The organism is Hydrogenophaga pseudoflava (genome assembly GCF_004353865.1).
Lineage (GTDB): Bacteria > Pseudomonadota > Gammaproteobacteria > Burkholderiales > Burkholderiaceae_C > Hydrogenophaga > Hydrogenophaga pseudoflava.
Map to the genome: position 1 here is coordinate 577,435 of NZ_CP037867.1, position 17,332 is coordinate 594,766.

The window sequence follows — 17,332 nt, forward strand, 5'->3', positions numbered from 1 at the left end:
GTGCGTTGAGTTTCGCTCATGGATCCTCGCTGGCCCACGGGCGCGGCGTGCCCTGCTCCGCGGCTGTCCCCCGGCGGCTGGAGCCGCCTCCTCCTTTATGCCGCTGCGCAGGGCACACCGCGTCCGTGGGCAGACCGGCGGGTAGGCGTGCATCCCATCGGTTTTGGCGCAGTACGATGGCGGCTATCGGCCAGAAGCGGACATCAAAGGGAGGTGCGTATGGGAATGTGGGCGTTGCAGCCTTGGGACAACGATGCGGCTGCGGATTGGTTCGGCGACCTCATGGACTCGACGAGCCTGCGGGCTCGCTGGCTTGAGGGCATCCGAGCGGACCCGTCAGACGAGCCAGAGGTCGTTCGCGCCGCAGGCGCATTGTTTGTAATGCTGGGCCGGGTCTACGTGTGGCCGATTGGCCAGTATGACCAGGACCTGGAGCTTGCCATCGCAGCGCTGGCGAAAGTTGCCCAAGCTGATTCGTTCACCGAGAACCCGGAGCTCGTAGCAGCGATTGAGGCGGAGATCGCGGAACTGAAGACCCGCCGCAAATCAGCGCAGGCTCCGTCCGGAGAAAGTCAACGCCCTTGGTGGAAGTTTTGGGGTTAGACGGCGGCTTCGGGGCGATTCCGGTCTTCGCTCGCCAATCCCACTCGCGGATGCGGTGTGCTTTGCGCAGCGGCATAAAGGAGGAGGCGGCTCCAGCCGCCGGGGGACAGCCGCGGAGCAGAGCGCACCCCGTCCGCGAGCCGCGCGAAGACTACTTGCCGAACTCCCGACCCAGCTCCTCTGCGCGTTTCTGCGCAGCGAACAGTGCCTCTTCAAACTTGGTCTTCACACCCACCGATTCCATCGACGTGATCGCCGCGTAGGTCGTGCCCCCCTTGGACGTGACCCGCTCGCGAAGCGTCTGCAGCGGATCGCTGGAGCGTTGCGCCAGCGTGGCGGCGCCCAGAAAGGTACCGATGGCGAGTTGTTGCGCCACCTCAGGCGCCAGGCCCATCTTCGCGCCCGCGTCGCGCATGGCTTCGAGGAAATAGAACACGTAGGCCGGGCCGGAGCCCGAGATCGCGGTCACCGCGTCCAGGTCCGATTCCACGTTCACCCAGACCAGCTCGCCGGTGGTGCGGACCACGCGCTCGACCAGCGCGCGGTCGGCGTCCGACACGGCGGCGCGCGCCATCAGGCCGGTCATGCCCAGGCCCACGAGCGCGGGCGTGTTGGGCATGGCGCGCACGATGCGCTGGGTCTGCAGCCAGCCGGCCATGCTCTCGCTGGTGATGCCGGCGGCCACGCTCAGGTGCAGGGCCTGGCCGAGGAAGGGGCCGGCGGCCAGCGCGGCCTCCTTGAAGGTCTGGGGCTTCACGGCCCAGACCACGAGGTCGGAGGGTTGCAGATCGGCGCTGGCGGCGGGCAGCACGGTCATGCCCGGGAACTGCTGCGCCAGCTTCGCGCGCTGCTCGTCCCAGGGCTCGACCACCTGCAGGGCGCTGGTCGGGTGGCCCTGACGGACCAGGCCGCCGATGATGGCGCTGGCCATGTTGCCGCCGCCGATGAAGGTGATGAGGGGGTGGGTGGACGTGTTCATGCCGGCATTGTCCCCGAGGCGTTGAGCGCTCAGGGCGCGGTGGTCTGCCGCACCGCGTGTTCCCATTCGGCCATCTTTTCCGCCGCCCGCTCGCGCGAGAGCGTCGGGTGGAACACGCGCTCGGCGCGCCACTGCTTCGAGAGCTCGTCCAGCCCGGCGTACACACCGCACTGCAGGCCTGCGAGGTAGGCAGCGCCCAGGGCGGTGGTTTCGATCACGGCCGGTCGCACCACCGGGATGCCCAGCAGGTCGGCCTGGATCTGCATCAGCAGGTCGTTGACGCAGGCGCCGCCGTCCACGCGCAGCTCGGCCACCGGCACGCCGCCGCTGGCGACCGCGTCGCGGCTCATGGCGTCGAGCAGGGCGGCGCTCTGGAAGGCGATGCTCTCCAGCGCGGCGCGCGCGATGTGGGCGATGGTGCTGCCACGTGTGAGGCCGACGATGGCGCCGCGGCTCTCGGGTTGCCAGTAGGGCGCGCCCAGACCGGTGAAGGCCGGCACCAGGACCACGCCGCCGGCGTCGGGCACGCTCTCGGCCAGCGCCTGCACCTCGCTGCTGGAGGGGATGGCGCGCAGGCCGTCGCGCAGCCACTGCACCACGGCGCCACCGATGAACACGCTGCCCTCAAAGGCGTACTGGGGAGGACCGGGCAACTGCGCGGCGGCGGTGGTGATCAGGCCGTTCTGGCTGGTCTGGAAGCGCTCGCCGTTGTGCATCAGCATGAAGCAGCCGGTGCCGTAGGTGTTCTTGGCCATGCCGGCCGAGAAGCAGGCCTGGCCGAACAGGGCGCTCTGCTGGTCGCCGGCCACGCCGCCGATCACCAGCGGGCCGCCCAGCCACTCGCTGCGCACCTCGCCGAAGTGGGCACTGGAGGGCAGGGCGGTGGGCATCATGGCTGCGGGGATGGTCATGGCCGCCAGCAGTTCCTCGTCCCAGCGCTGGGTGTGCACGTTGAACAGCATGGTGCGCGCGGCGTTGCTGTGGTCGGTCACGTGGGCCGCGCCGCCGGTGAGCTGCCAGATCAGCCAGCTGTCGACGGTGCCGAAGGCCAGCTCGCCGGCCTCGGCCTGCGCGCGCGCGCCGGGCACGTGGTCCAGGATCCACTGCAGCTTGGTGCCCGAGAAGTAGGCGTCGATGCGCAGGCCGGTCTTCTGCAGCACCGGTTCGGACAGGCCGCGTTCGCGCAGCGCGGCGCAGGTGGATTCGGCGCGGCGGTCCTGCCAGACGATGGCGTTGTAGACCGGCTCGCCCGTCTTGCGGTTCCACACCACCGTGGTCTCGCGCTGGTTGGTGATGCCGACGGCGCGGATGTCGCTGGCCTTCAGGCCGGCCTTGGCCAGGGCTTCGCGCGCCGTCTCCAGCTGCGTGGTCCAGAGGTCGCGCGGGTCGTGTTCGACCCAGCCCGGCTGCGGGTAGATCTGGCGGAACTCGCGCTGCGCCATCGCGACCACATGGCCGGCCTGGTCGAACACGATGCTGCGCGAACTGGAGGTGCCCTGGTCCAGGGCCAGCAGGTAAGTCATGGGGTGTCTCGTCTCTGATTCTTCGAAGGTGTCAGCTGGCCTCGCGACCCGCGACGACGCATTCCACGTCGCCCTGGGTCAGCAGGGTGTCGAAAGGCGGTGGCGGCGGTTCGTCGGTGAACAGCACGTCCACCTCGTCCAGCCGCGCCAACTCCACCATCGCCGGGCGGTTGAACTTGCTGTGGTCGGCCGCCAGCCAGACCTCGCGCGACTGGCCAATGATGGTGCGCGCGACCTTGACCTCGCGGTAGTCGAAGTCGCGCAGCGTGCCGTCGGCCTCGATGCCGCTGATGCCGATCAGGCCGATGTCGACCTTGAACTGGCGCATGAAATCCACCGTGGCCTCGCCGACGATGCCCTGGTCGGCGCCGCGCACCTGGCCGCCGGCCACGATCACCTCGCAGCTGGGGTTGGCGCTCAGCAGGGCGGCCACGTGCAGGTTGTTGGTGATGACGCGCAGGCCCTGGTGCTGCATCAGCTCGCGCGCCACCGCCTCGATGGTGGTGCCGATGTTGAGGATCAGCGAGCAGCCGTTGGGCACGCGCTGCGCGATGGCCCGGGCGATGCGGGTCTTGGCCTCGGACTCCATGGCCTGGCGCTGGCGGTAGGCGATGTTCTCGGTGGTGGAGCCGGGCAGCCGCACGCCGCCGTGGAAGCGCGAGAGCAGGCCGGCTTCGGCCAGGCGCTGCACGTCGCGGCGCACGGTCTGCAGGGTGACGCCAAAGCGCTCGGCCAGGGCTTCGATGGTCTGCGGGCCGTGGGTGCGCACCACGTCCAGCAGGTGGGTGTGTCGGGGGGCCAGGTTCATGGACATCGTGCGGTCGGGGATCGGGGTGCTCCGAACATAACGGAAAAGGATATTCGGCCGTTAAGGGTAAATACCGAATAAAGAAGAACAGAAACGAACAATAGAATCCGCCAAACGAAAATAAAACAACAGGCCCGCGGGCCTCCTTCTGGACATCGAATGCAGCTATCCCTGGAGCAGGTGGGCAAGACGGTCGGGCCTTCGGTCCACCTCCACCCCATGAGTCTGAATCCGGCGCCGGACGCCGTCACGGTGCTGCTGGGCGCCACGCAGGCGGGCAAGACCAGCCTGATGCGCCTCATGGCCGGCCTGGACGTGCCGACCAGCGGGCGCGTGCTGGTGGACGGGCGCGACGTCACCGGCACGCCGGTGCGCGAGCGCAACGTGGCCATGGTCTACCAGCAATTCATCAACTACCCGTCGATGACGGTGTTCGACAACATCGCCTCGCCGCTCAAGCTCGGCGGTCGGCCCCGGGCCGAGATCGAGCGCCGCGTGCGCGAACTGGCGGCGCGGCTGCACATCGAGGTGTTTCTCGAGCGCCTGCCGGCCGAGCTCTCGGGCGGGCAGCAGCAGCGCGTGGCCCTGGCGCGCGCGCTGGCCAAGAACGCCCCTCTGATGCTGCTGGACGAGCCGCTGGTGAACCTGGACTACAAGCTGCGCGAGGAGCTGCGCGAAGAGCTGACCCAGCTGTTCGCCGCCGGCGACTCCACCGTGGTCTACGCCACCACTGAACCGGGCGAGGCCCTGCTGCTGGGCGGCTACACCGCGGTGCTCGACCAGGGCGAGCTGCTGCAGTACGGCCCCACGGCCGAGGTGTTCCACCGCCCGAAGTCGCTGCGCGTGGCGCGCGCCTTCAGCGATCCGCCCATGAACCTGCTGGCCGCCGACGTGGCCGAGGGCGGTGCCCAGCTGCAGGGCGGTCCGCTGATCGCCGTGAGCCTGCCGCGCGAAGCGACTCGGTCGCTGACCCTGGGCATCCGCGCCAGCGCCGTGCGCGTGGCGCCGCGTCCGGGCGACGTGGCCCTGGCCGGTCAGGTCGAGCTGGCCGAAATCTCCGGCTCCGACACCTTCGTGCACGTGCACACGGCGGTCGGCGAGATCGTGGCGCAGCTCACCGGCGTGCACGACTTCGCCCTGGGCAGCGCGATCACCCTGCACGTGAACCCGGCGCAGGTGTACGCCTTCGACCAGTCCGGCGACCTGCTGGTGGCGCCGCAACGCGCGAAGGGAGTCTGAGATGGCCCGCATCGATCTCGACCTCGCCCACTCCTACCGGCCGAACCCGAAGGAAGACAGCGACTACGCGCTGCTGCCGCTGAACATGAGCTTCGAGGACGGCGGCGCCTACGCGCTGCTCGGCCCCTCGGGCTGCGGCAAGACAACCATGCTCAACATCATGTCGGGCCTGCTGGTGCCGTCGCACGGCACAGTGAAGTTCGACGGCCAGGACATGACGCGCGCCACGCCGCAGCAGCGCAACATCGCCCAGGTGTTCCAGTTCCCGGTCATCTACGACACCATGACCGTGGCGGAGAACCTGGCCTTCCCGCTGAAGAACCGCCGGGTGCCGGCGCAGCAGATCAAGGCCCGGGTGGGCCAGATCGCCGAGATGCTGGAGATGAGCCACCAGCTGGACATGCGCGCCGCCGGGCTCAGTGCCGACCAGAAGCAGAAGATCTCCCTGGGCCGCGGCCTGGTGCGGCCCGATGTGTCGGCCGTGCTGTTCGACGAGCCGCTGACGGTGATCGACCCGCACCTGAAGTGGCAGCTGCGGCGCAAGCTCAAGCAGATCCACCACGAACTGAAGCTCACGCTGATCTACGTCACCCACGACCAGGTGGAGGCCCTGACCTTCGCCGACCAGGTGGTAGTGATGACACGCGGCAAGGTGGTGCAGCTGGGCACGCCCGACGCGCTGTTCGAGCGCCCCGCGCACACCTTTGTTGGCCACTTCATCGGCTCGCCGGGCATGAACTTCCTGGAGGTGCAGGCCATGGGCGGACAGCTGCAGCTCGGCGGCCGGCAGCTGGCGGCGCCGCAGGCGCTGCCCGAAGGCTCGCTGCGCCTGGGTATCCGCCCCGAGTACCTGGCGCTGGCGCCCGCCGGTGCCGCGGCCACGCTGCCCGCGACGGTGCAGAAAGTGCAGGACATCGGCACCTACTTCCTGGTCACGCTGGACGCAGCGGGCCAGACCCTCAAGGCCCGCCTGGCGCCGGATGCGGCGCTGCCCGCCGTGGGCGACGAGGTCGGTGCGCAGGTGCTGGGTGAGCACACCTGTTTCTACAAAAACGAGGAGCTGGTGGCATGAGCACCACGACCAAACCCGTCAACCAGAAAGCCTGGTTCCTGATCCTGCCCGTCTTCATCTGCGTGGCCTTCTCGGCCATCCTGCCGCTGATGACGGTGGTGAACTACTCGGTGCAGGACATCATCTCGCCCGAGCGGCGCGTCTTCGTGGGCACCGAGTGGTTCGCCAGCGTGATGCGGGACGAGGACCTGCACGCCGCGCTGTGGAACCAGATGAAGTTTTCCATGGCCGTGCTGGCGGTGGAGATCCCGCTGGGCATCGCGCTCGCGCTGGCCATGCCGGCCCAGGGCTGGAAGGCATCGGCCACGCTGGTGATCGTGGCGCTGTCGCTGCTGATCCCCTGGAACGTGGTCGGCACCATCTGGCAGATCTTCGGCCGCGCCGACATCGGCCTGCTCGGCCACACGCTGGAGAACCTGGGCATCGAATACAGCTACACCGGCGACGCCATCCACGCCTGGCTGACCGTGCTGCTGATGGACGTGTGGCACTGGACGCCGCTGGTGGCCCTGCTGGCCTACGCCGGCCTGCGCAGCATTCCCGACGCCTACTACCAGGCCGCCCGCATCGACGGCGCCAGCAAGTTCGCCGTGTTCCGCTACATCCAGCTGCCCAAGATGCGCGGCGTGCTGATGATCGCGGTGCTGCTGCGCTTCATGGACTCTTTCATGATCTACACCGAGCCCTTCGTGCTCACCGGTGGCGGCCCCGGCAACGCCACCACCTTCCTCAGCCAGTACCTGACGCAGAAGGCGGTCGGCCAGTTCGACCTCGGTCCCGCCGCTGCGTTCTCCCTGATCTATTTCCTCATCATCCTGCTGTTCTGCTTCGTGCTCTACAACTGGATGCAGAGCCTCGGCCAGGCCGAGAAAGAGGTGCAATCGTGAACGAGCGTCGATTCAAGAAGAGGACGCTGTTCCTCATCGCCTACCTGGTGTTCGCGCTGTTGCCCATCTACTGGATGGTCAACATGAGCTTCAAGACCAACCAGGAAATCCTCAGCAGCTTCAGCCTCTGGCCGCAGTCCTTCACCTGGGACAACTACAAGCTCATCTTCACCGACGAGAGCTGGTATTCGGGCTACATCAACAGCCTGATCTATGTGTGCATCAACACCGTGATCTCGCTGACCGTGGCGCTGCCGGCGGCCTACGCCTTCAGTCGCTACAGCTTCCTGGGCGACAAGCACGTCTTCTTCTGGCTGCTGACCAACCGCATGACGCCACCGGCGGTGTTCCTGCTGCCCTTCTTCCAGCTCTACACCACGGTGGGCCTGATGGACACGCACATCGCGGTGGCACTGGCGCACCTGCTGTTCAACGTGCCGCTGGCGGTGTGGATTCTCGAAGGCTTCATGTCGGGCATCCCGCGCGAGATCGACGAGACCGCCTACATCGACGGCTACAGCTTCCCGCGCTTCTTCATCACCATCTTCCTGCCGCTGATCAAGGCAGGCGTGGGTGTGGCGGCGTTCTTCTGTTTCATGTTCAGCTGGGTCGAGCTGCTGATGGCGCGCACGCTCACCAGCGTCAACGCCAAACCCATTGTCGCCACCATGACGCGCACCGTCAGTGCCAGCGGCATGGACTGGGCCACGCTGGCCGCGGCGGGTGTGCTGACCATCGTGCCGGGGGCGATCGTGATCTGGTTCGTCCGGCACTACATCGCCAAAGGCTTTGCCATGGGGAGGGTGTGATGTTCGAGTGGATGGCATGGACCACGCCGGTGGCCGTCTTTTTTACCTGCATCGTGCTGATGCTGATCGGCATGACCGTGTGGGAGATCCGCTCTCCCACGACTTTGCGCAAGGGCTTCCTGCCGATGGCCACCACGCGCGGCGACCGGCTCTTCATCGGTCTGCTGCTGGCGGCCTACATCAACCTGGTGTTCGTCGGCGCGGCCGAGTGGATGGCCGAGCTGATGTCGCTGGAGGAGGAGCCCAGTGTGTGGATCAGCTTCGTGCTGTCCATGCTGGCCCTGGCGCTGGTGATGCGCAAGGGCTGAACCGTTTCGAGGGAATACGGCCCGGCGCTGCCCCGGGGCCGTGGTCACCCAGCACCATGAGGGGCAGCGTTCACATCAACCCGAGAGAAGGAGACACGATGAAATTGCGATACAACGCGCTCGCGCTGGCCGCGCTCTGCGCCCTGGGCAGCCATGCGGCCTGGGCCGACGAGGCCGCCGCCAAGAAGTGGATCGACAGCGAGTTCCAGCCTTCCACGCTGAGCAAGGACCAGCAGCTGGCCGAGATGAAATGGTTCATCGACGCCGCCAAGAAGCTGCAGGCCAAGGGCGTGAAGGAGATCTCGGTGGTGTCCGAAACCATCACCACCCACGAGTACGAATCGAAGACGCTGGCCAAGGCCTTCGAGGAGATCACCGGCATCAAGGTCAAGCACGACCTGATCCAGGAAGGCGACGTGGTCGAGAAGCTGCAGACCTCGATGCAGTCGGGCAAGTCCATCTACGACGGCTGGATCTCGGACTCGGACCTGATCGGTACCCACTACCGTTACGGCAAGATGATGAACCTGACCGATTACATGGCCGGCGCGGGCAAGGAGTGGACCAACCCCGGTCTCGACATCAAGGATTTCATCGGCACCAAGTTCACCACCGCGCCCGACGGCAAGCTGTACCAGCTGCCCGACCAGCAGTTCGCCAACCTGTACTGGTTCCGCGCCGACCTCTTCGAGCGCAAGGACCTCAAGGACAAGTTCAAGGCCAAGTACGGCTACGACCTGGGTGTGCCGCTGAACTGGTCCGCCTACGAGGACATCGCCGAGTTCTTCACCAACGACGTCAAGACCATCGACGGCAAGCCGATCTACGGCCACATGGACTACGGCAAGAAGGACCCGTCGCTGGGCTGGCGCTTCACCGACGCCTGGCTGTCCATGGCCGGTACCGCCGACATCGGCGCGCCCAACGGCCTGCCGATCGACGAATGGGGCATCCGCGTGGCGGCCGACAAGTGCACGCCGGTGGGCGCTTCGGTCGAGCGCGGTGGTGCCACCAACTCGCCCGCGGCCGTCTACGCGCTGACCAAGTACGTCGACTGGATGAAGAAGTACGCGCCCAAGGAAGCCACCGGCATGACCTTCGGCGAAGCCGGTCCCGTGCCGGCTCAGGGCCAGATCGCGCAGCAGATCTTCTGGTACACCGCCTTCACGGCGGACATGGTCAAGCCCGGCCTGCCCGTGGTGAACGCCGATGGCACGCCCAAGTGGCGCATGGCGCCAGGCCCGAACGGCCCCTACTGGAAGCAGGGCATGCAGAACGGCTACCAGGACGTGGGTTCGTGGTCGTTCTTCAAGGGACATGACGCCAACAAGACGGCCGCTGCCTGGCTCTACGCCCAGTTCGTGACCGCCAAGACCACCTCGCTCAAGAAGACCATCGTCGGCCTGACCCCGATCCGCGAGTCCGACATCCAGAGCAAGGCCATGACCGACATGGCGCCCAAGCTGGGTGGCCTGGTCGAGTTCTACCGCAGCCCGGCCCGCGTGGCCTGGTCGCCCACCGGCACCAACGTGCCCGACTACCCCAAGCTGGCCCAGCTGTGGTGGAAGAACGTGGCGCAGGCTGTCACGGGTGAGAAGACCCCGCAGGGTGCGATGGACAATCTGGCCAAGGAGATGGACGAGGTGCTCGCGCGCCTGGAGCGCGCCGGCATGGCGCAGTGCCCGCCCAAGCTGAACAAGAAGGAAAGCGCCGACAAGTGGCTTTCCGACAAGTCGGCGCCGTGGAAGAAGCTGGCCAACGAGAAGCCGAAGGGCGAGACCATCGCCTACCAGACCCTGCTGGACGCCTGGAAGGCCGGCAAGGCGCGTTGACCGGATGCTGTCTTCCGGTCTGATGTAAAACCTCCGCACGCACCCCTGGTGGGTGTGTGCGGTCACCCTCTGATTCATGAATCCCGTAGAACGCCTTCAGTCCCTGGCCCGCCAACCCCGGTTTGATCTGGTGGTGGTCGGCGGGGGCGCCACCGGCCTGGGTGTGGCGCTGGACGCGGCGCTGCGTGGGTTCTCCGTCGCCCTGTTCGAGTCGCACGACTTCGCGGGCGGCACCTCTTCGCGCTCCACCAAGCTGCTGCACGGTGGCGTGCGCTACCTCGCGCAAGGCAATGTGGCCCTGGTGCGTGAGGCGCTGGCGGAACGGGCCACCGTGCTGCGCATCGCGCCGCACCTGGCGCAGCCGCTGCCGTTCGTCATGCCTTCCTACGCCTGGTGGCAGACGCCGTTCTACGGCGCCGGGCTCAAACTGTACGACCTGATGGCAGGGCGCGCCGGCCTGGGGCGCACGGAGTTCCTCAGCCGGGCGCAGACCCTGCAGGCCCTGCCCGGCGTCAATCCCGAAGGGCTCAAGGGCGGTGTGCAGTACTGGGATGGCCAGTTCGACGACGCCCGGCTTGCGCTGGCGCTGGCCCGAACCGCTCAGAACGCCGGGGCGCAGCTGTTCAACTACGCCGAGGTGGAGGCGCTGGAGCGGACGGAGCCCGGTTTCTCCGTGACCGTCCGCGACCGCCTGTCCGGGCATTCTCGCCGGGTCGAGGCCGGATGCGTGATCAACGCCACCGGCGTCTGGGTCGATGCGCTGCGGGCCCGCGCCGGTCCGCCGGGCAGCGCGGGCGCCGACCGCATGGTCAGCCCCAGCCAGGGGGTGCACGTGGTCGTGGACCGCGAATTCCTGAACGGCCACCACGCATTGCTGGTGCCGAAGACGCGCGATGGCCGCGTCCTGTTTGCAGTGCCCTGGCTGGGCAAACTGGTGCTGGGCACCACCGACACCCCCCGCCAGGACCTGCCGCGTGAACCGCAGCCGTTCGCGGAAGAACTGGATTTCATCCTGGGTGAAGCGGCCCATGTGCTGCGCCGTCCGGTTCAGAGGCACGACATCCGCAGTGTGTGGGTCGGGTTGCGCCCCTTGGTGGCGCCGCCCAAGGACGACGGAGGAGGCACCAAGGTGCTGTCGCGGGAACACACCATCGTGGTGGAATCCAGCGGGCTGCTGACGGTCACCGGCGGGAAGTGGACCACCTACCGGGCCATGGCGGACGACGTCATGGAGCGCTGTTTTGCCGCGGGCCTGCTGACGCGCAGGCCGGGGGGGCAGACAGAACACCATGCGCTGGACGGCGCGCCCGTCGCGGGGCGGGCGGTGGTGCCGCTGCATGCTGACCCCGGTCTGCACCTGTACGGGCAGCACGCCGATGAGGTGCAAGCCTGCCCCGGCGCGGATCAAACCCTGGGGCTGGGGCTCACCGAGGCGATGGTGCGGTATGCAGTCAGAAGTGAGTATGCGCACACTGTTGAAGATGTGCTTGCCCGGCGCTGGCGCGCTTTGTTTCTGGATGCCCTCGCCGCCGCTGCCATGGCGCCGCGTGTGGCGGAGATCCTGGCAGAGGAGGGCTGTGACCGGCCTTCGCTGGCCGAGTTCGAGTCGCTGTGCGCCAGCTACTTGCCACCGGCCGCCGCGACCTGAGGCCGGCTGTGACCAAAGAACAGTTGACAGACTGATCTCGCAGTGCAATAATCCGCGGCTTCGCTGTAAAAGGCGAAGCTTTCTGCCCAGCGACGCGGGCCATCCTTTCGGGGTGGTTGGCTACGACGGGCCCAAGACTGATCACTTCCAGCCGTGGTGGCCGGAAGGATTCAAGTTGGGACTTAAATCAAATGATCCAAACGCAATCTCGACTCGATGTTGCTGACAACACGGGTGCCAAGTCCGTGATGTGCATCAAGGTGCTCGGTGGTTCCAAGCGCCGTTACGCCAGTGTGGGCGATGTCATCAAAGTCAGCATCAAGGAAGCAGCGCCCCGTGGCCGCGTCAAAAAAGGCGAGGTTTACAACGCTGTGGTGGTTCGCACCGCCAAGGGCATCCGTCGCCAGGATGGCGCCCTGATCAAATTCGACGGCAATGCCGCCGTGCTGCTCAACGCCAAGCTGGAGCCGATCGGCACCCGCATCTTCGGCCCGGTCACGCGTGAACTGCGTACCGAGAAGTTCATGAAGATCGTGTCCCTGGCCCCCGAGGTTCTCTGAGGATTCATCATGAACAAGATTCGTAAGGGCGACGAGGTCATCGTCATCGCCGGGCGCGACAAAGGCAAGCGCGGCAAGGTGCTTGAGCGCGCATCTGACGACCGTGTGGTCGTCGAGGGCGTCAACATCGTCAAGAAGCATGCCAAGCCCAACCCCATGAAGGGTGTGACCGGCGGCATCGTGGAAAAGACCATGTCCATCCACCAGTCCAACGTGGCCATCTTCAATGGCGCCACGGGCAAGGCTGACCGCGTGGGCATCAAGCAGCTGGCCGACGGCAACAAGGTGCGCGTCTACAAGTCCAGCGGCGAAGAAATCAAGGTGGCATGACCATGACACGCTTTCAAGAAATCTACCGCGACAAGGTTGCGCCCGAGCTGACCCAGAAGTTCGGCTACAAGTCTCCGATGCAGGTGCCCCGCATCACCAAGATCACCCTGAACATGGGTGTGAGCGAGGCGGTCGCCGACAAGAAGATCATGGACAACGCTGTTGGCGACCTGACCAAGATCGCTGGCCAGAAGCCCGTGGTGACCAAGGCCAAGAAAGCCATTGCTGGCTTCAAGATCCGCGAGCAACAGCCCATCGGCTGCATGGTGACCCTGCGTGGCGCCCGCATGTACGAATTCCTGGACCGTTTTGTCACTGTGGCTCTGCCGCGCGTGCGCGACTTCCGTGGTATTTCGGGCAAGGCATTTGACGGCCGTGGCAACTACAACATCGGCGTCAAAGAACAGATCATCTTCCCCGAGATCGAGTACGACAAGGTCGATGCCCTGCGCGGCCTGAACATCAGCATCACGACAACCGCCAAGACCGACGAAGAGTGCAAGGCACTGCTGGCTGGTTTCCGTTTCCCGTTCAAGAACTGAGGTGGCGCGTGGCTAAACAAGCACTACTCCAACGTGAACTCAAGCGCGAGAAGCTCGCCGCCAAGTTCGCCAAGAAATACGCCGAACTGAAGGCGACCGCCAACGACGCCAAGCAAAGCGACGAAGCGCGCGATGCGGCCCGTCTGGCGCTGCAGAAGCTGCCCCGCAACGCCAATCCGACCCGTCAGCGCAACCGCTGCGAGATCACTGGTCGTCCGCGTGGCACGTTTGCCTACTTCGGCCTGGCCCGTGCCAAGGTCCGCGAGATGGCCTTTGCCGGCGAGATCCCCGGCATCACCAAAGCCAGCTGGTAAGCCCTAGGAGAACCACAAATGAGCATGAGTGATCCTATCGCTGACATGTTGACCCGCATCCGCAACGCGCAGATGGTCGAAAAGACCACCGTGTCGATGCCGGCGTCCAAAGTCAAGGCGGCCATTGCCCAGGTCCTGAAGGACGAGGGTTACATCGACGGCTTCCAGGTGAAGACCGAAGGCGGCAAGAGCGAACTCGAAATCGCCCTGAAGTACTACGCCGGCCGTCCTGTGATCGAGCGCATCGAGCGCGTGAGCAAGCCTGGCCTGCGCATCTACCGCGGCCGTGACGCGCTGCCCCAAGTGCAGAACGGCCTGGGTGTCGCCATCGTCACCACTCCCAAGGGCGTGATGACCGATCGCAAGGCCCGCGCCACCGGTGTCGGTGGTGAAGTCCTGTGTTACGTCGCCTGATGCGGGCATTGAGGAGCAACTGAAATGTCGCGTATTGGTAAACAGCCAGTCTCCGTCCCCGCAGGGGTCGAAGTGGCCATCAAGGACGACCTGATCAACGTCAAAGGCACGCTCGGTGCCCTGGCTCTGGCGCAAAACGCGCTGGTCAAGGTCGAGAACAACGCTGGCTCGCTGTCGTTCATCCCTACGAACGATTCGCGGGAAGCCAATGCCATGTCCGGCACCATGCGTCAGCTGGTGAACAACATGGTGGTCGGTGTGAGCAAGGGCTTCGAAAAGAAGCTGTCCCTGATCGGTGTGGGTTACAAGGCCCAAGCCCAGGGTGCCAAGCTCAACCTGAGCGTCGGTTATTCGCATCCGGTTGAGATCGAAATGCCTGCCGGCATCAAGGTTGAAACCCCGACGCCGACCGAAGTCGTCATCAAAGGCGCTGACCGTCAGCGCGTGGGCCAGATCGCTTCCGAAGTGCGCGCCGTGCGCCCGCCCGAGCCCTACAAGGGCAAGGGCATCCGCTATGCGGATGAGAAGGTCGTGATCAAGGAAACCAAGAAGAAATAAGGACCAGGATCATGTTGACCAAAAAAGAGCAACGTCTCCGTCGGGCCCGTCAGACGCGCATCCGCATTGCGCAGCAAGGCGCTGTTCGCCTGACCGTGAACCGCACCAACCTGCACATCTACGCCAACGTCATCTCCGGCGATGGTGCCAAGGTGCTGGCTTCCGCTTCGACCGCCGAGGCCGAAGTGCGCGCCCAGCTGGGCGCCGCCGGCAAAGGCGGCAATGCCGCCGCTGCGGCCCTGATCGGCAAGCGCATTGCCGAAAAGGCCAAGGCCGCTGGTATCGAGAAGGTGGCGTTCGATCGTTCCGGTTTTGCCTACCACGGCCGTGTCAAGGCCCTCGCCGATGCGGCTCGTGAAGCCGGTCTGCAGTTCTGATCAGACGGGATACACAAAATGGCTAAATTTCAGGCAAACGTAAAGAACGAAGGCAACGACGACGGTCTGCGCGAAAAGATGATCGCGATCAACCGCGTGACCAAGGTGGTCAAGGGTGGTCGTATTCTCGGTTTTGCTGCGCTGACCGTGGTTGGTGATGGCGACGGCCGTGTCGGTATGGGCAAGGGCAAGGCTCGCGAAGTGCCTGTGGCCGTCCAGAAGGCCATGGAGCAGGCTCGCCGCAACATGATCAAGGTGTCGCTCAAGAGCGGTTCCCTGCACCATGCGGTGCATGGCGAGCACGGCGCCTCCAATGTCATGATGCTGCCCGCTGCCAAGGGTACCGGCATCATCGCCGGCGGTCCGATGCGTGCCGTATTCGAGGTGCTGGGTATCACTGACGTCGTGGCCAAGAGCCATGGTTCGAGCAACCCCTACAACTTGGTGCGTGCCACGCTGGACGCTCTGAAAAATTCCACGACTCCTGCCGACGTGGCCGCCAAGCGCGGCAAGTCGGTTGAAGAGATCCTGGGCTGATGGGAACGATCATGACCACTCAAAACACCGTCAAGGTTCAACTGGTGCGCAGCCCGATTGGCACCAAGCAGTCGCACCGCGACACCGTTCGTGGCCTGGGTCTGCGCAAGCTCAACAGCGTCAGCGAGCTGCAGGACACGCCCGCCGTGCGCGGCATGATCAACAAGATCGCCTACCTGGTGAAGGTGCTCTGAGCACCCGACCGAAGAGGACTCATTCGTCATGGAACTCAACACCATTCAACCCGCAGCGGGTGCCAAGCACGCCAAGCGTCGCGTCGGCCGTGGCATTGGCTCCGGCCTGGGCAAGACGGCCGGTCGCGGCCACAAAGGTCAGAAATCGCGTTCTGGTGGCTATCACAAGGTCGGTTTCGAAGGCGGCCAGATGCCGCTGCAGCGTCGCCTGCCCAAGCGTGGTTTCAAGTCTGCGCAACTCCAGTTCAATGCCGAAGTGACCCTGGCAGACCTGAACACGGTGGATGCCGCCGAGATCGATCTTCTGGTGCTCAAGCAGGCTGGCCTGGTGGCTCAGCTGGCCAAGCGCGTCAAGGTCATCAAGACCGGTGAAATCAACCGCGCGGTCAAGCTCAAGGACATCGGCGCAACCGCCGGTGCCAAGGCTGCCATCGAGGCCGCTGGCGGCTCGCTGGCCTGATTCAGATCGCAAGCAAAAGGCAATCTGTGGCTACTGGCTCCACGACCCTGGCCAAGACAGGCAAGTTCGGCGACCTGCGTCGCCGGCTGGTGTTCCTGTTGCTGGCCTTGGTGGTTTACCGGATCGGCGCACACATCCCTGTGCCCGGGATCGACCCTGCCCAACTGGAACAGCTGTTCAAGGGCCAGCAGGGCGGCATCCTCAGCCTGTTCAACATGTTTTCGGGTGGCGCTCTCTCGCGCTTCACAGTCTTCGCTCTGGGGATCATGCCGTACATCTCGGCGTCGATCATCATGCAGTTGATGACCTATGTGGTCCCGACATTCGAGCAGCTGAAAAAGGAGGGTGAGGCCGGTCGTCGCAAGATCACCGCGTACACCCGATACGGAACGCTGGGTCTGGCTATATTCCAGGCTATGGGCATTGCCCTGGCGCTGGAAGGACAGGCGGGGCTGGTGATCGATCCGGGCATGGCGTTCCGCCTCACGGCGGTGGTGAGTCTGGTGGCTGGGACCATGTTCCTGATGTGGCTGGGCGAGCAAATCACCGAGCGCGGATTGGGCAATGGCATTTCCATCCTCATCTTTGCTGGTATTGCGGCGGGGCTTCCCAATGCGATCGGTGGGCTTCTCGAGCTCGTGCGCACGGGCGCCATGAACATCCTGGTTTCGCTCTTCATCATCGCGCTGGTGATTCTGGTCACCTATTTCGTGGTGTTCGTCGAACGCGGCCAGCGGAAGATTCTGGTGAACTATGCACGGCGTCAGGTCGGCAACAAGGTATACGGTGGTCAGTCTTCGCACCTGCCCCTGAAGCTGAACATGGCCGGTGTAATTCCGCCCATCTTCGCGTCGTCCATCATCCTGCTGCCGACCACGGTGGTGAGCTGGATCAGCACAGGGGATTCCACGCGCTGGCTGCGTGACATCGCGTCTGCTCTGTCTCCAGGACAACCGATCTATGTTGCCTTGTACGCCGCAGCGATCGTGTTTTTCTGCTTCTTCTACACGGCGCTCGTGTTCAACAGCCGCGAAACGGCCGACAACCTGAAGAAGAGCGGTGCGTTCATCCCTGGGATTCGTCCCGGTGACCAGACAGCCCGCTACATTGACAAGATCCTGCTTCGTTTGACGCTGGCTGGTGCGATTTACATCACTGCGGTCTGCCTGCTGCCCGAATTCCTGATCCTGAAGTACAACGTGCCGTTCTACTTCGGCGGTACTTCATTGCTGATCATCGTGGTGGTCACCATGGACTTCATGGCCCAGGTGCAGAACTACATGATGTCCCAGCAGTACGAATCACTGTTGAAAAAGGCCAACTTCAAATCCTGATGTC

The 17,332-nt window shown here is 65.1% G+C and carries 22 protein-coding genes; 19 read left to right on the forward strand and 3 right to left on the reverse strand.

Going from position 1 to position 17,332, the window contains the following annotated elements; all coding sequences use genetic code 11:
- Positions 1-225: 225 nt before the first annotated feature.
- On the forward strand, positions 226-603 hold the full coding sequence (locus HPF_RS02935; protein ID WP_133155709.1) for a hypothetical protein: 378 nt from the start codon (positions 226-228) through the stop codon (positions 601-603).
- Positions 604-754: 151 nt separating this feature from the next.
- Here the strand turns inward: HPF_RS02935 and proC are convergent, their stop codons facing one another.
- Genes proC through HPF_RS02950 form a run of 3 tightly spaced genes read right to left on the reverse strand, consistent with a single transcriptional unit; the run spans position 755 to position 3,913 of the window.
- Entirely contained in the window at positions 755-1,582 is an 828-nt protein-coding gene (gene proC, locus HPF_RS02940) for a pyrroline-5-carboxylate reductase (RefSeq protein WP_133155710.1), read from the reverse strand.
- Positions 1,583-1,611: 29 nt separating this feature from the next.
- Entirely contained in the window at positions 1,612-3,105 is a 1,494-nt protein-coding gene (gene glpK, locus HPF_RS02945; protein WP_133155711.1) for a glycerol kinase GlpK, read from the reverse strand.
- 31 nt (positions 3,106-3,136) lie between these two features.
- Complete coding sequence (locus tag HPF_RS02950) at positions 3,137-3,913, reverse strand: DeoR/GlpR family DNA-binding transcription regulator (RefSeq protein WP_133155712.1); 777 nt, start codon at positions 3,911-3,913, stop codon at positions 3,137-3,139.
- A 159-nt stretch (positions 3,914-4,072) separates the two neighbouring features.
- On the opposite strand from HPF_RS02950, the gene HPF_RS02955 reads away from it, so the two are divergent.
- The 18 genes from HPF_RS02955 (at position 4,073) to secY (ending at position 17,328) form a co-directional block, all read left to right on the forward strand.
- On the forward strand, positions 4,073-5,152 hold the full coding sequence (locus HPF_RS02955) for an ABC transporter ATP-binding protein (protein WP_079364316.1): 1,080 nt from the start codon (positions 4,073-4,075) through the stop codon (positions 5,150-5,152).
- Position 5,153: 1 nt separating this feature from the next.
- Positions 5,154-6,224: an ABC transporter ATP-binding protein gene (locus HPF_RS02960; protein WP_133155713.1), complete on the forward strand. Its 1,071-nt coding sequence runs from the start codon at positions 5,154-5,156 to the stop codon at positions 6,222-6,224.
- Positions 6,221-7,111, forward strand: coding sequence for a carbohydrate ABC transporter permease (locus tag HPF_RS02965; RefSeq protein WP_133155714.1), 891 nt, complete (start codon positions 6,221-6,223; stop codon positions 7,109-7,111). Before HPF_RS02960 ends, HPF_RS02965 begins: the two co-directional genes overlap by 4 nt.
- Positions 7,108-7,920: a carbohydrate ABC transporter permease gene (locus HPF_RS02970; RefSeq protein ID WP_127804833.1), complete on the forward strand. Its 813-nt coding sequence runs from the start codon at positions 7,108-7,110 to the stop codon at positions 7,918-7,920. The genes HPF_RS02965 and HPF_RS02970 overlap by 4 nt, the downstream gene beginning before the upstream one ends.
- A complete protein-coding gene (locus HPF_RS02975) occupies positions 7,920-8,228 on the forward strand; it encodes a DUF2160 domain-containing protein (protein WP_066157242.1) in 309 nt (102 codons plus the stop codon). Before HPF_RS02970 ends, HPF_RS02975 begins: the two co-directional genes overlap by 1 nt.
- A gap of 98 nt (positions 8,229-8,326) precedes the next feature.
- Positions 8,327-10,060 (forward strand): ABC transporter substrate-binding protein, encoded by a 1,734-nt coding sequence (locus tag HPF_RS02980; RefSeq protein WP_066157238.1) that lies wholly within the window; start codon positions 8,327-8,329, stop codon positions 10,058-10,060.
- A 76-nt stretch (positions 10,061-10,136) separates the two neighbouring features.
- Positions 10,137-11,708, forward strand: a complete 1,572-nt coding sequence (locus HPF_RS02985; protein ID WP_133155715.1) for a glycerol-3-phosphate dehydrogenase/oxidase — start codon at positions 10,137-10,139, stop codon at positions 11,706-11,708.
- A gap of 191 nt (positions 11,709-11,899) precedes the next feature.
- On the forward strand, positions 11,900-12,268 hold the full coding sequence (gene rplN / locus HPF_RS02990; RefSeq protein WP_009514936.1) for a 50S ribosomal protein L14: 369 nt from the start codon (positions 11,900-11,902) through the stop codon (positions 12,266-12,268).
- 9 nt (positions 12,269-12,277) lie between these two features.
- Entirely contained in the window at positions 12,278-12,598 is a 321-nt protein-coding gene (rplX, locus tag HPF_RS02995; RefSeq protein WP_066157232.1) for a 50S ribosomal protein L24, read from the forward strand.
- A 2-nt stretch (positions 12,599-12,600) separates the two neighbouring features.
- Positions 12,601-13,140 (forward strand): 50S ribosomal protein L5, encoded by a 540-nt coding sequence (rplE, locus tag HPF_RS03000; RefSeq protein ID WP_066157723.1) that lies wholly within the window; start codon positions 12,601-12,603, stop codon positions 13,138-13,140.
- Positions 13,141-13,148: 8 nt separating this feature from the next.
- Positions 13,149-13,454, forward strand: coding sequence for a 30S ribosomal protein S14 (rpsN, locus tag HPF_RS03005; protein WP_066157231.1), 306 nt, complete (start codon positions 13,149-13,151; stop codon positions 13,452-13,454).
- 18 nt (positions 13,455-13,472) lie between these two features.
- Positions 13,473-13,868, forward strand: coding sequence for a 30S ribosomal protein S8 (gene rpsH / locus HPF_RS03010; protein WP_066157229.1), 396 nt, complete (start codon positions 13,473-13,475; stop codon positions 13,866-13,868).
- Between the two features lie 24 nt (positions 13,869-13,892).
- On the forward strand, positions 13,893-14,426 hold the full coding sequence (gene rplF, locus HPF_RS03015) for a 50S ribosomal protein L6 (RefSeq protein WP_066157226.1): 534 nt from the start codon (positions 13,893-13,895) through the stop codon (positions 14,424-14,426).
- Between the two features lie 11 nt (positions 14,427-14,437).
- Positions 14,438-14,803 (forward strand): 50S ribosomal protein L18, encoded by a 366-nt coding sequence (gene rplR / locus HPF_RS03020; RefSeq protein ID WP_066253441.1) that lies wholly within the window; start codon positions 14,438-14,440, stop codon positions 14,801-14,803.
- Between the two features lie 18 nt (positions 14,804-14,821).
- Complete coding sequence (gene rpsE / locus HPF_RS03025; protein ID WP_066157220.1) at positions 14,822-15,340, forward strand: 30S ribosomal protein S5; 519 nt, start codon at positions 14,822-14,824, stop codon at positions 15,338-15,340.
- 11 nt (positions 15,341-15,351) lie between these two features.
- Positions 15,352-15,534, forward strand: coding sequence for a 50S ribosomal protein L30 (rpmD, locus tag HPF_RS03030; RefSeq protein WP_066157720.1), 183 nt, complete (start codon positions 15,352-15,354; stop codon positions 15,532-15,534).
- Between the two features lie 28 nt (positions 15,535-15,562).
- Entirely contained in the window at positions 15,563-15,994 is a 432-nt protein-coding gene (gene rplO, locus HPF_RS03035; RefSeq protein ID WP_066157216.1) for a 50S ribosomal protein L15, read from the forward strand.
- 26 nt (positions 15,995-16,020) lie between these two features.
- A complete protein-coding gene (secY, locus tag HPF_RS03040; protein ID WP_066157213.1) occupies positions 16,021-17,328 on the forward strand; it encodes a preprotein translocase subunit SecY in 1,308 nt (435 codons plus the stop codon).
- Positions 17,329-17,332 lie beyond the last annotated feature (4 nt).